Source organism: uncultured Methanobrevibacter sp. (assembly GCF_902769175.1).
Classification (GTDB): Archaea; Methanobacteriota; Methanobacteria; order Methanobacteriales; family Methanobacteriaceae; genus Methanobrevibacter.
In genome coordinates this window covers 18,865-32,461 of sequence record NZ_CACXNW010000008.1, presented here as the reverse complement: position 1 = coordinate 32,461, position 13,597 = coordinate 18,865, and the positions used below count along the sequence as shown (strand labels likewise).

15 protein-coding genes and 1 pseudogene are annotated in these 13,597 nt (G+C 29.2%); 4 read left to right on the top strand and 12 right to left on the bottom strand.

Translation table 11 applies throughout. The annotated features are described in order from the left end of the window. Positions 1 to 69: 69 nt before the first annotated feature. From coaBC to QZV12_RS03680, 7 genes and pseudogenes are all read right to left on the bottom strand, one after another. Positions 70 to 1,245, bottom strand: a complete 1,176-nt coding sequence (gene coaBC / locus QZV12_RS03710; protein ID WP_295617397.1) for a bifunctional phosphopantothenoylcysteine decarboxylase/phosphopantothenate--cysteine ligase CoaBC — start codon at positions 1,243 to 1,245, stop codon at positions 70 to 72. Positions 1,246 to 1,320: 75 nt separating this feature from the next. Further along, positions 1,321 to 1,866, bottom strand: coding sequence for a PsbP-related protein (locus QZV12_RS03705; protein ID WP_295617394.1), 546 nt, complete (start codon positions 1,864 to 1,866; stop codon positions 1,321 to 1,323). A 147-nt stretch (positions 1,867 to 2,013) separates the two neighbouring features. Continuing rightward, a complete protein-coding gene (locus QZV12_RS03700) occupies positions 2,014 to 2,748 on the bottom strand; it encodes a hypothetical protein (protein ID WP_295617391.1) in 735 nt (244 codons plus the stop codon). Positions 2,749 to 3,183: 435 nt separating this feature from the next. Then, positions 3,184 to 4,014, bottom strand: a complete 831-nt coding sequence (gene pheA / locus QZV12_RS03695; protein WP_394350718.1) for a prephenate dehydratase — start codon at positions 4,012 to 4,014, stop codon at positions 3,184 to 3,186. A 436-nt stretch (positions 4,015 to 4,450) separates the two neighbouring features. Next, entirely contained in the window at positions 4,451 to 5,272 is an 822-nt protein-coding gene (locus tag QZV12_RS03690) for an HPP family protein (protein WP_295617388.1), read from the bottom strand. 258 nt (positions 5,273 to 5,530) lie between these two features. After that, positions 5,531 to 5,578, bottom strand: a pseudogene (locus tag QZV12_RS03685) (hypothetical protein); the annotation flags it as partial. Between the two features lie 20 nt (positions 5,579 to 5,598). Then, complete coding sequence (locus tag QZV12_RS03680; RefSeq protein WP_295617384.1) at positions 5,599 to 6,237, bottom strand: CBS domain-containing protein; 639 nt, start codon at positions 6,235 to 6,237, stop codon at positions 5,599 to 5,601. Positions 6,238 to 6,985: 748 nt separating this feature from the next. On the opposite strand from QZV12_RS03680, the gene QZV12_RS03675 reads away from it, so the two are divergent. Together QZV12_RS03675 and QZV12_RS03670 are read left to right on the top strand one after the other, a co-directional pair. Next, positions 6,986 to 8,104, top strand: coding sequence for a DNA polymerase subunit beta (locus QZV12_RS03675; RefSeq protein WP_295617381.1), 1,119 nt, complete (start codon positions 6,986 to 6,988; stop codon positions 8,102 to 8,104). Positions 8,105 to 8,532: 428 nt separating this feature from the next. Next, positions 8,533 to 8,673 (top strand): hypothetical protein, encoded by a 141-nt coding sequence (locus tag QZV12_RS03670; RefSeq protein WP_295617378.1) that lies wholly within the window; start codon positions 8,533 to 8,535, stop codon positions 8,671 to 8,673. Here QZV12_RS03670 and QZV12_RS03665 read toward each other — a convergent pair. Continuing rightward, on the bottom strand, positions 8,665 to 9,090 hold the full coding sequence (locus tag QZV12_RS03665) for a GNAT family N-acetyltransferase (RefSeq protein ID WP_295617375.1): 426 nt from the start codon (positions 9,088 to 9,090) through the stop codon (positions 8,665 to 8,667). The genes QZV12_RS03670 and QZV12_RS03665 overlap by 9 nt on opposite strands. Positions 9,091 to 10,025: 935 nt before the next feature. Between QZV12_RS03665 and QZV12_RS03660 the strand changes: the two genes are divergently transcribed. Both QZV12_RS03660 and QZV12_RS03655 read left to right on the top strand, forming a co-directional pair. Then, on the top strand, positions 10,026 to 10,877 hold the full coding sequence (locus QZV12_RS03660; protein ID WP_295617374.1) for a hypothetical protein: 852 nt from the start codon (positions 10,026 to 10,028) through the stop codon (positions 10,875 to 10,877). Next, positions 10,855 to 10,989, top strand: coding sequence for a Dna2/Cas4 domain-containing protein (locus QZV12_RS03655; protein WP_295617372.1), 135 nt, complete (start codon positions 10,855 to 10,857; stop codon positions 10,987 to 10,989). The genes QZV12_RS03660 and QZV12_RS03655 overlap by 23 nt, the downstream gene beginning before the upstream one ends. A gap of 137 nt (positions 10,990 to 11,126) precedes the next feature. On the opposite strand, the gene QZV12_RS03650 is transcribed toward QZV12_RS03655, so the two are convergent. The 4 genes from QZV12_RS03650 to ehbP form a co-directional block, all read right to left on the bottom strand. Further along, positions 11,127 to 11,444, bottom strand: a complete 318-nt coding sequence (locus tag QZV12_RS03650; protein ID WP_295617368.1) for an AzlD domain-containing protein — start codon at positions 11,442 to 11,444, stop codon at positions 11,127 to 11,129. Beyond that, a complete protein-coding gene (locus QZV12_RS03645; protein ID WP_295617365.1) occupies positions 11,444 to 12,157 on the bottom strand; it encodes an AzlC family ABC transporter permease in 714 nt (237 codons plus the stop codon). The genes QZV12_RS03650 and QZV12_RS03645 overlap by 1 nt, the downstream gene beginning before the upstream one ends. 324 nt (positions 12,158 to 12,481) lie before the next feature. Then, complete coding sequence (locus QZV12_RS03640; protein WP_295617361.1) at positions 12,482 to 13,141, bottom strand: DUF5612 domain-containing protein; 660 nt, start codon at positions 13,139 to 13,141, stop codon at positions 12,482 to 12,484. 165 nt (positions 13,142 to 13,306) lie between these two features. Continuing rightward, complete coding sequence (gene ehbP / locus QZV12_RS03635) at positions 13,307 to 13,570, bottom strand: energy-converting hydrogenase B subunit EhbP (RefSeq protein ID WP_295617359.1); 264 nt, start codon at positions 13,568 to 13,570, stop codon at positions 13,307 to 13,309. Between the last annotated feature and the right edge of the window lie 27 nt (positions 13,571 to 13,597).

The window sequence follows — 13,597 nt, the reverse complement described above, 5'->3', positions numbered from 1 at the left end:
AATTAAGAAAATTAAGCAAAATAGTGAAAATAAAATATTTTGATAAAAAAAGAAAAGAAAGTTAAAAATCTAATTTAACTTTTCAGAAATTTCATCAAAGACTGATTTTGCAATTTCCTTTTTAGAGCTTAATGAAACCTTCTTGATCTCATTGCTTACAAGAATTACTTCATTGGTTTCAGATCCAAACTCACAGCCTTCATTAGACACATCATTAGCTACAACCAAGTCTGTACCTGCATCCTTCATTTGAGTTTGTGCACATTTAATCATTCTTTCTTCTGAAATATTATATTCTGCCTTAAATCCAACTAAAAATATATCTTCATTAATCTTTTTAATCTTTTGAATTATCTTAGCAATAGGTTCAAATTCCAAAGACAAATTATAGGATGAAGATATCTTAGAGTCTTCCTTACTGATTGGAGTAAAATCAGAAACAGCAGCAGTTGCAATATAAACATCAAAATCAGGAACTAATTCTTCTACCTTTTGAGTCATCAAAACGCTTGATTCAGTATCGATTACATCTAATACCTTTGGAATGGAAACACTATGGTGAGCAGCTAAGATTGTTACATTAGCTCCTCTCTTAAATGCCTCTTTAGCTAATTCCAATCCCATTTTTCCAGAAGACCTATTGGAAATACCTCTTATAGGGTCTATTGCTTCAAAGGTTCCACCTAAACTAATCAAAATGTTTTTTCCAGCAATATTATTTTCTACAAGGCCCTTATTTACCTTATCTAAATTCACCGCCCTTACTGATTCAAGAACAATGTCTTCAATAGCTGGAAACTTGGCTTTTCCCTCATCAATACGAGGATTGACAAATTTAATCCCTTCATCCTTTAGCTTTTCCACATTTTCACTAACTGCATCATACATGGAATCATGCATTGAAGGTACGAAAACAATAGGAGTGTCATGACCATAGGCAGTGATTAAAAGAGTGTTTACTGGATTATCAGAAATCTTATATGCCAATTTGCTGATTGTGTTTGCAGTAGCGGGAGCGACTAAAACCAAATCAACTTGAGAATATTTCACATGTTCAATCTTTCCAGTCAATTCTAAAACAACCTCTTGACCTGTTGCAAACTCTAAAGCATTAGGATGAATGATCTTAGTTGCCTCATTTGTCATAAAGGCCTTTACAGAATGCTCTTGTCTTCTAAATTCCCTTGCTAATTTAATAGTTTCAGTAGCTGCTATGCTTCCTGTAACACATAAAACAATTTCCATTAAAACCACATCTATAAATCATAAAAAAAATAATAAATTTGGTGCCAAACATTAAACTAAAATAATCTGCTTGCTCTACAATTTAACACTATTGATGATAAAATCAAAAGTGCTTAATTCCCCTTCAAATTTAGATTCAGGTGCAGAACATAAGATAACATAAATATCTGAATCCTTTTGAATCCAAATAGCCTTATGCTGCTTTTTATCTCCTCCAGACTCAGAGGTGTAATCCGCTTCCATAGCCGGTTCACCATTAAATGAAGCATTACCTTCAAATAAGATATTGAAATCAGAGTTACGGGCTAAAGTGTTATAGTTTGAATTGAACTCAGATTCAAGAGAACGAACATCAGATTTCTTTTCAATATTTACATTAATGTCATTAAAGCCTGAAGAATCTTTTGAATTTGGGTCTGCAATCGCTAAAATAGATTCGTTGGATTGAGAATCTGCAGAAACCCAATCTCCCGGCATTGATAAACTAATGCCATTTTTAGAATATTCTACAGATTGCTGTGAATTATTTCCATCAGTAGACTTCATAAGATTATTTATAAGGAAAGATCCTCCTACAATCAATATAACCAATATTAGTCCTATACCAATAATCTTTTTCATATCATATCTCCAAAAAATTTATGAAAAATCATTAATCAAAATAATAAAAAACTAATGGAAATCCACCAAATCTCTTAAAATCATTATTTTTAATGGATAACCATCTTTTAATAAAAAAATAATAATTAATGGAAAAACCATTAAAAATTATTCATCGGAACCTCCACCAGAAGAGCCGCCCCCATCAGAGGAACCACCATCACTAGAACCTCCACCAGAAGAGCCACCTCCACCAGAGGAACCACCATCATAAGAGCCTCCACCAGAAGAACTGCCACCACTAGATGAACCGCCATCATAGGAACTACCTCCAGAATAGCTTCCACTAGAACTGGAATATGAACTTGAATCATCTGAATATGATCCATAGGTGGTGTTTGAATAAGATTTTGTATAATTGCTAGTGTAAGTTTTGTTTACTTCAACTTCAGGAAATGCAGTGTCATTAATGGTTGCACTACCTGAAAGCATATGAGTTACATCTCCATCCAAACTGATGTTGGTCATTCCAAAGGTAATTCCTGCACCAAAAGCTATAAGCAAGAATATTACAGCTAAAGCCACAAACCATGGGCTAGTAAGTGTAGATTCCTTGGGTTTTTTTGATACGCTATAAGACTCAGGGTTATGAATATATTTACGAACCAATTGTTCTTTCTCTTCACGATATTTATCAGAAATATCATCCCTAGAATTTAATGAAGAAGGAGTTTCTTCTTTTCCTTGCATCGCACGAATTCTATCACTGACTTCAATAGTTTCTATCTTATGCCTATACTGGTCAACCAAATAATGGTATTTCTCTTCGGAAATCAAACCAGCTTGATAATCTTCTTCAAGATTCTTTAAAATCTGCATAAGTTTTTTCCTATCTGGGTTCATACTTCTCCTCCTATAATCAATTGATAAAAGAATAAGCTTAATATAAAAATCATTAAGCAACTTATTAATTATTAATATAAAATAAAAATATTTTTTAAATGTCTATTAAACTATTTATTAAAATATAATTTATATTATATTTAATATATAATTTTTATATTTTATAAATACTACTAAATTTTAAAGTGAATGTTTTAAAAAAAATGGAAAGAATTTTATAATGAAAAAAATTTAAAAGTTTTTTAAAAAAAATAATGCAAAACCATAGACTAAAAATTGTGAAAAATTTAAAAAAAATAAAATTAGAATAAAGAAAAAGAATTAAAATAAAAATAAAAAATGAGAATAAGAATTAGATTTAAAATTAAAATAAAAATTAAAACTATAATTAAAACTAAAATTAAAATAAAAAATCAAATTCTCTATTATTTTTTTCTAAATATTAAAAGAATCCTTTGAAAAGATAGGGTAAGAACCTAAAATCTTAAAGAATGAGGTATTGTCTTCCAAATCTTTTAAGATTTCATTTATGCCCTCATCTAACCTATGTCCTTCAAGGTCTATAAAGAATATATAATGTCCTAATCCTTCCTTAGAAGGTCTTGACTCAATTTTAGTCAAGTTAACATCATTCTCAGCAAATAGGGCCAATAGCTCATACAATCCACCAGGCTTATCTTCAAACAATGAAAATGAAATGGAAGTCTTATCATTGCCTGTTATTTGAGAATCTTGATGATCTAAAACAACAAAACGGGTTTCATTATTGAAATTCTCTTGAATATTTGTATCAATGACTTTCAACCCATACAATTCAGCTGCCTTTAAAGTTCCGATAGCTGCACCTTCTCCGGTTTCTGCAACTCTTTTTGCAGCAGCTGCAGTGCTTAATGTATAATGTGCAGTTATTCCATGTCTTTCCAAATAAGGTTGACATTGCCCTAAAGCCTGTGAATGGGAATAAACATTTTCAACTTCATCTACAGTCATTTCAGTTGCAGCCAAAAGATTATGATTGATTGGAATGACAATTTCATTTTTAATCTTTAAATCAAAGTTGTGAATCAGAGAATCTAAAGTTAGACTAACTGGACCTTCAATTGAGTTTTCTATAGGAACAACACCACATACACATTCTCCGCTTTCAACAGCACCCATTACTGATTGAATTGAACAATATGAAATCAAATTATCTGAAACTAATGATGCAGCTTCATGAGAAAATGTTCCTTGAGGCCCTAAAAATGCGACTTTATCTTTAATCATTATTAAACTCCTCATTTTAAAAAAATTTATTTAAATCTAAAAATCATTAAGAAATCTTATCTTAAAATTTACTATCTTTTATATATTTTTCATAGTATAAAAAGGTAAAAAACTTAAATAAATTAAGTAAATAAGCAAATAAGGAAAAATAAGCAATGAAATGACTATATTAAATTATTTTAAAGAAATTATTAAAAATAAAATCTAAAACTATCCAAATTAAACTAAAATTATTCTAAAATTAATCAAAACTAATCAAAACTAATCAAAACTATCCAAAATTAAACTAAAATTAACTAACATTAATAAAAACTAATCTAAAATAAAATCTAAAAATATCAAAAAAAGCCATGAAATATTAATATTTAAAAATAGTAAAAACAAGAAAAAAGAAAAATAAAGCATAAGAAAGTCTTATGCTTAAAACTAAACTTAATTATTGATTTTCTAACTCATAAATTAATTTTAGTAAATCTGATTGAGTTACAATACCTATAATTTGATCCTCATCATCAACTACAGGGTAACCATTATAACCAGTTTCCAACATTGCATCAGCAAGCTCTGGAATTGTTGCATCTTGGGAAATTGTCTGAACATTTGTAGACATGAATTCCCCTACAGTCAATTCCTTAATCTGAGAAGCTTGATACTTGTCAGGAGTGTGTTTTCTAAATGAAACAAATGCTTTTGCAATGTCTTTTGAAGTTATAATTCCTGCAAGCTCATTGTCTTCAGTCAATAACAAACGTCCTACTTTTGAGTCCATTATTACTTTTCTTGCATGAATTAAACGATCATCAGCAGATATTGAAATAATATCTCTAGTCATAATATCTTTAACTGAAATCTTCTCATATGCTTTTGCTTTACATAAATATATGAAATCAGATTTAGTTACGATTCCAACCATTTCACCATCAGATAAAACTGGAAGAGCACCGATGTTCTTTACAATCAAAGTTTTTGCAACATCAGTCAATTGATCGTTTTCATCTACTGTAATCAAGTCTTTAACCATTACAGTTGATACATGGAAATGGGAAGGAGCCATATTACCATATTTAGCAGATCCTAATTTATCAGCTATGTCTTTTTCTGAGATAATTCCAACTAAAACTTTTTTATTATCTTCATTGGTACTAGTTACTGGTATCCTGGATAAGTTATCCTTATACATCATCCTAAGACAATCACATATGTTTAAATTCTTATCAATAGATACCACATTTTCTGACATTATATTTTTAATTTTCATACTTTCACCAACGATAAAATACAATGAAATAGCTATTAGAATTAAATTAATTAATCATCCAATCAGATTCGATTGAAACCAATCAGATAATCAGATTTATCTTATAGCGTATCTATCACAGAATAAACTATTTACCTACCAATAGCTATCTCTTAAAGTTCAACAATAGCTACCAGATTCCCTGAAATAGGGAATCAATAATAAAAAGATTAATTAAAAAATTAATCTTAAATCCTTAAAAATCAAATCTTAAAAGACTTAAAGTTTAAGTACAATATTTAAAATATCCCTTTCAGTGACAATTCCTACAAGTTGACCATCATCAACTACAGGAACACTTCAGAAATTTTTCTTTTTAAAACATCTAAACCACTATTAGAGGTCATAGAAGCAAACATTTCTTTATCACCAAAGAATCTTAAGATATCAGTTGAAGTTACAATTCCTATTAATTCTTCTTCTTCAACTACAGGAATTCTTCTTAAGTTATTTCTAACCATAATTTTGGAACAGCTTTCAATAGGAGTTCCAGGAGTGGTAGTAATAACGTCTTTAATCATGATATCACCTACAGTTTCATCAGTTAAGGAACCTGCAAGTGCTAAAGCGAAATCTCTTTCAGTGACTATTCCCACTAATTTTTCTTCTTTATCTACAATAGGTAAAGATCCAATACCTTTTTCGGTCATTAAATCGACACTTTCTCTAATAGAATATTTAGGAGTAATAGAAAATACATCTCTTGTCATGATTTCCTTAACAGGTTCATTGATTGCTGCCAAGAAATTGTCATTGTGTTTCTTTTCTATTATGTCAAATTTACTTCCTCCTCCAAGGAAGTCAAGAATATCCATAGCAGTTACAATACCCAAAAGTTTATTTGAGCCAGGATGAGTTACTGGTAATCTTCTGAATTCATGTTCTATCATCATTTCAGCAGCTTCCTTAATGGACTTGAGAACCACGATTCATAGATTTTCTCAAGTTTTTAGTGTTTTTGTCTTTCATATCGACACCTCCGGATTTAATAATTCTTCCAGGTCTAAATTACAAATCCTACCATAATGATCATATACAGAACTCTGGGAAATATTATTGACCAAATGACAAATCATACATTTAATCAATTCATTGAAAAATAGGATTTCAATAAAATTAAAGGACTATGGTTCACATCCAATTCAATAATATAGAAATAAAGCCTATAATTTAGATATTACAGCAATAATCGATTCATAATTTATTTTTGAAATTATGGATTTGTGGGAAGTTCTTATATATCATTAATTCTATCATTCAAGCTTTTCATAAAGAAAAACCCTCTAGAAATTTAAATTAAAAATTTAAAAAAATGACATAGAACTAACTACAATATAAGTTAGGTTGTGATAGTTAATATTCTTATCGATTTATTTTTGAAATACCTAAAAATTTTTTTAAAAAAAAATAAGTGTTATTTTTAAAATCATTGCAAAAAATAGTAAATTAAAAAATAAGCTAACTTTAAAATCATTGGAAAAAATAGTAAATTAAAAAATAAGCTACTTTAAAATCATTGGAAAAATTAGAAAATTAAAATTATATTAATAATGAGATTACATAATAAATATAATTAATATTAAAAGCATTAATAAATATTAATAAATATACTTTAAGATTTTGAAAAATATTTTTAAATCAAATTTATCAAACATTATAAATTAAGGGATTCAAATGGACAAAATTAAAAAAGCCGTAAGAACAAGAGATTTCATTATAAGTACAGATGGATTATTATTTACTTCAACCAATTACATTCATCCTGAAGATAGGATCATCTGCTTTTTAAGATACATTCCAGATGAAAATGGAGACAGACAGAAGGATGGAATCAGATATTCTAAAGTAGGATCTGAAGAAGCTTATGCCTATTTAAGAGAAAACCATCCAGACTACTTATACTTCTGTGACGTTACAAACGTTGAAATGATGGGTGTTCCTATAGATAAGGTTGAAAAAATCATCAAACCAGAAGAAAGATTATTAGACCTTAGAGAAACATATTACAAAGAAATCAATGAAAAAGTAGCTGCTGGAGAAGAATTGGACTATAAGGAAGAGCTGTTAAGCAAACTCTTTGATTTGTCAGACTTTTTCCATTATGTAGCAGGGATTGACTACAATGACCTTGGAATCTCAGGTTCCATATTGCCTGGACTTCAAAAGGCAGGAACTTCAGATCTTGACTTTGTAGTTTACGGCCTTGAAAACCATAGAAATGCAATCAAGGCATACAAAGACAACAAAGATAAGCCTGTTTTCATTGACGAATTGAATAAATCAATCACCCTTAATAGAATCAATGATGATTTTTGGGACTTCGTATATGATAAGAGAATCAAGGATGGCGCCTTGACAAAAGAGGAATTTGCTTGGTACGAAGAACGTAAAAGCAATAGAGGACTTATCAGAGAAACATTATTTGACATTTTAGCAACCAGAAACTATGATGAGATTGAAGGAACTTGGGGAGACACTGTCTACGAACCAGAAGGATTTGCAAAGGTAAACTGTACAATCAAGAGCGCTTTAGGAGCTTTTGACAATCCTGCAGTATACACTATAGAAGATGTTGAAATCCTTGAAGGGTCAGATATTGAAATCACAGAGCTCGCTTCATTAACACATACCTATGCTGGAGAAGTGGTTGATGGAGAAGAAGTGGTTGCAAGAGGAAAAATAGAAAAGGTTCTTAAAAATGGAGAGTTTGAAAAATACAGAATTCTCGTTGGAACTACAAGAGAATCTTTAAATGAATATATTAAATTAAGAGAATCTCCTGTAAAAAATTAAAATAAATTAAGAGAATCTTGAGTATCAAAAATCAATGAGAAAAAAGAAAAATAACTGCAATACTTCTAATTATAAGTATTGCCTGAATTTTTTCATTTTATGACATGTAGCAATAAAATAGAAGTAGAGTCACTATTTAAGTGAAGATTCTATTTCATCCAAGGACAATCCCCTCTTTTTCAATATTTTTCAATAATGAGAAATTTTTAATTAATTTTTCTAATTTATCATCATATTAGGTGTTTAAAACAAACAGGACAAGTAAAAAGAAAGTCCTATTTAGAACATCATAAGAAAAAAATTATAAATAACTGAATAAGTGAAATAGATTATTTTATAAATAGTAAACCACTTATAACTCATTAAAACCATAGTTATTTAAATAATAAGAGATATACTAACTGTACTAATTAAAAGAGGTGAAAAACATGGCAAAACCAATTGGAGATACTCCTACATTATATGGCAAAGAAGCATCTGATTTTTTAAACAAAATGGTTGAACCTCTTACCGAAAAAGATAAAGAATTTAAAAAGAGGTATGATGCCTCCAGAAAGGTATCATTCTAGAACTCTTAAATCCAAATATAAATAGAATGTCTCTTCAGGATTTCGTTCTATTATGATATCTAATTTTTCTTTTAACTTTTCATCATCTTTTTTTAGATTAATGAAATTATGATTTGCATAAAAATTATATGCTGTTGCATAACCCTCCACTGTAACAAATCTCAATCCCACACTATTTTCAGCAATGTTTTTAATATTGAATAGGACACTCATCAATATTTCTGATCCCAATCCTTTCCCAGAATATCTCTCATCCACAGCCAAACGGCCAATTTTAATTGCAGGAAGTTTTCTCTTTTTTGAACTTAAGTATAATTGGCCTTTAATATCCTGTTTAATATCTTCATCACGAATATCCTTTAAAAGTATAGTGTCTGTTAATAGAGAAACATAAGCCACAACTTCATCATCACACATTACTAGTTTTGTTATGTTTAATTTGCTATTTTGCTGGGATAATGCATCATTTTTTTAAGAAATCATTTAAATCATCTGATGCACACTTAAAATCAGATAAATCATGTTTCAGACCAAGTGTTTCGAATCGATAATTCTCCTTAATATATTCAATATCCATAAAATCACTGATTATTTTTACAATAGATAGTTAAATTTCAAAAATTAAAAAGATTTTCATAATGCGAAATTGTACAAAAACACAACTGTGATTTTAAGATAATCAAAAAAGCTTAGTGATTAATAAGAAAAACCAATAATATTTCTAAAGTATTCACATATACATAATTATGGATTGACTAATTTTACAGTAATTCATAAATAATAGAAAAAGAGAAAGTCCAATATAACTGGATTTTATAATTTTCTTTTTTTTTCAATTTTTTAAAAATTTCCTTGCAATTAGGCCAATAAACAATCCCCCCTCTTTTGATTTTCAATATTATAAAAACAATAGTTTACTATTTTTAATTAATTCGCTTATAGTAAAAATTATTTTTTTAACAAATCTTTCCTAATTTTAAAAATTTGATTAAAATAATGAAAGAAAAACTAAAAAATACCATTTTAATCAAGTGTTTTTTGAAGAAAACCATATGAATTTTTTTAGTCAAAAATCAATTTACTCTTTTTACAGAATCTTTTTAAAATTTCAAAATAAAATCACTTTTACAAGGCAATCATAAAATTCATATAAATCAGTGATATTCAAAAAAACTGATAATTATTAATTAAATTAGAAAATAAAATTATTTAAATAAATTATAATTAAAAATAACTGCATACTATTTATTATATGAAAAATAAAGAATAATTACTGATTAAAAATAAATTATTTTTAAAAAAATTTATTTTCAATGATGAGAGAAATTTTAAAAATAGCAGGAGTTAAAAAAATGATAAGCGTATCAACAATCAAAAGCTATATGTTTTGTCCTTTGAAATTATATTTCCAAAGCAATATCGATGAAGAGACTGAAGAGGATTACTTTGTATCAAAAACCTTGAAAGACCTTAGATTAGATATTCAAGACCTTCTTCATAAAAACCTTAGGCATATCAAAAAGGACATGAATGAAGGAGAAGTTAAAAAAAGACTTGCAATAGGAATAAACAATCAGATAAAAACAACCTTTGACATTATTGAAGAGATAAACGAAAAGAAAAAGAATAAGAAAAATGAGGAAGAGGAAATTAAAGAAGAAAATGAGGAATCCAATAATCTTAAAAGCGATGATGAGATAGAATTTATTGACCAGGAAAAAATAAGCAAGCTTAAGGAAAAAGAGCTCAAAGAAGAAAGCAATGAAGAAGATGAAGATGAAGATGAGAAAATAGATGAATTGAAAAGGGAATTGATTAATGAAATAAACCTTAATCTGAAGATACTTTCTCTAAAAGTTTCACAAGCAATGAAAATTCTTGATAAGAATGGAGATGAAGTGCAGGGACTGTTTTTCCCAAGCTGCATGTATAATTATCTGATAAGGGATTTAGGACTTGACCTCATTGGAGTCATAGATAAGATAGAAGTGGAAAACGGCAATTATTTCCCAATATCCCTAAAGCCATCAAATCCCCCAATTAAGGGAGTATGGGATGGAGATCTAATGGAAGTTATTGCAAATGGATTGCTAATAGAACAGGAATTCAATACATATGTTACAGTTGGATATGTGGATTACCTAAAAATCAATGAACGTAGGGCAGTGATAATAGATACAGATGCAAGAAAAAAGCTTTTTTAAGGTCCTAACACATATCAACAAAATCATTGAAGATGGTGAGATTCCTAATGTTAAAACCAACTTAAAGAAATGTAAAAACTGTGAATACAAAGAGCTGTGTGACAATAGCTAAAAAAAGAATAGGCAAAAGAAGAATAAGTAAAATAAGAATAGGTTGAATAAAAATAGGGAAAACAAGAATAATTAAAATAAGAAACAAGAATTTATCTTAGATAAATTCTAAAGTAAAGCAAAAAAATTAAAAAATCATTAAATTGGAAACATAGGCACAATTGAATAAACTGCAATCAAAACAATTACAGTTAAAATAACAATAGCTCCAAGATGCACCTTTTTCCAAGCTAATCCTCCTGCAATTATAGCACCAATCAATCCAATGTACCATAAATTAGGGTCTACAGTAAGAACTCCAGGACAGATCAATGCAGCAAGTGCAGTGTATGGAATAAGATTTAAGAATTTCTCAACCTTTGTTGAGAAGTTAAGTCTTTCCACAAAGATTGCAGGAATTACCATTGGAATGAAAGTGACAAGTGCACAAAGAATAATCATTAGATTGATATCCATTATTGCACCTCCTTAGTTTTGCAGCTATTGCTCTTGGAATCATCATCTTTATTATATGATTCCCCTAATATGGTTTCATCATCTACAATATACATACCAGCAACTGCACCTAAGATAGTGGCTACTATCAAAGACCAATTTCCAATGAATAATTGTAGAATAAAGTTTAAAATAGCTGTTAAAATAACCAATATGACTAAATCCTTACTTTCTTTAACTGCTGGAACCAATAGAGCTACAAATAAAGCATATAATGAAATGTTAAAACTGTTTGCAACAATGACAGGAAGCAAGTTAAGTATTAAAACACCAATTATAGCTCCAAAAATCCAGGACACCCATGCAAATCCAGCAAGGCCAATATAAGTCCAAATGGAAGACTCCTCCATTAGCATGAACATTGCAAAGGATTCATCTACAGCAAGATGTGAAGACAATATCCTTACGGGGAGGGGTGCATCTTCAACCTTATTGAAAATACATGCATTCATTACGAAGTATCTTAAATTAAGCACAAAAGATGTGAGAACAATTGCAAAAAGAGTTGCTCCTTGAGCCAACATGGTTGCAATCATGATTTGTCCAGCTCCAGCATAGATGAGAACAGACATTATGACTGTTTGAAATGGAGTCAAACCTGCCTTGATTGCTAAAGCGGCATATCCAATACCCATTGGAACATATCCACATGTAATTGGTATACCTAACTTCAATCCATTGACAAACTTTTCTTTTCTAGTAATTTAAAACACATCCATAAAATAAAAATAATGAAATAAAAATCTTTGATAAAAAATATCAAAAAATAGAAGTATAAAATAATATTAGTTATATATACTAATAAATTTTATGTAAAATAAGTTAAGAAATAAAAATTCAAAAATATAAATGGAAATTTTATTGCAATTGATATATCATCAAGCAAGTAAAACTATTACATCTATTGATTTGTATATAAAAGGTAAAACCATTACTCCCTATTGATTTGCATATCAAAGGGCAAAACCATTATCCCTATTGATTTGCATATCAAAGGACTAAAATTTATTATTGCCCTTCAATCTTTTTATATCGAAAACAGCAGTGCTTGCTACTGCCATCACAGCCATAACCCCAACTTGAATAGGATCAGTGACAATCAAATCTGCCTCAGTTGTAACGCTTCCAGGCATGTTTAATGTAATTACAATTAATTCCTTATGCTTTTCCTTAAGTTTTCTGACGGTTTCTGTTATGCTTCCACCCATCAAAGATCCTGCAAGGACAAGAGCATTTACACGAGGCAATCTGTTAACAGCATCAACCGCTTCAGCAATATTCTTCTCACCAACTAAAGGAATTGTATCTACACTAATACGCTCTCCACGTATATTGTGCCTATCAGCTTCTGTAATAGCTCCAACTGCAACTTGAGATACTTGGGCTCCGCCACCAAATATAAGAATCCTTTTACCGAAAATATCATTTAAGGAACCATGGATTTCAATATCTAAAATAAAGTCCTTAGATTTTAAATCATCTATAAGCTCATCAAGCTGATTCACGTTATCAAGTTCAAGATTCAAAGTTCCAACATCATCCTTTACATAAAGATGAACATAAGAGATATTTATCCCATGGTTTGAAAGGACATCAGTTATCTCATCTAAAACTCCTTTATCTTCTTTAGTTGTAAGTGTTAAAGAAATACTGTTCATAACATTACCTTCATAATATTGCCAAAAATAAAAATATCATATTAAAAAAAATCTGCATAAAAATATTATTTTTTCATTAATCATAAAAAACAAAAAGGAAATAGATTAATTGAAGATAATCGATTTTTTTATATTTATGAGGAAAACAATGTTGATTATCCCCAACTAATCTAATTTCGCTTTCAAAGCATCTAACTCGGCATGTGCTTTTTTATATAAATTTAAATAGCTGTCATGTTCACTGACAGGAATAACTTTAAGACCTAATTTTTCATACTCTTCAATATAAGATCCATCAGATACTGGAATCTCAAATTTAATGTCTTCTGAGGTTTCATTTACAATGATTAAATCCCTATAAGGGAAATCATATTCTACAATATATCCTCCAAGACTCATCATATGGTAAGGTCTGATTACAAATTTCATCAAATCACCACTTAAATTAATAGAGTT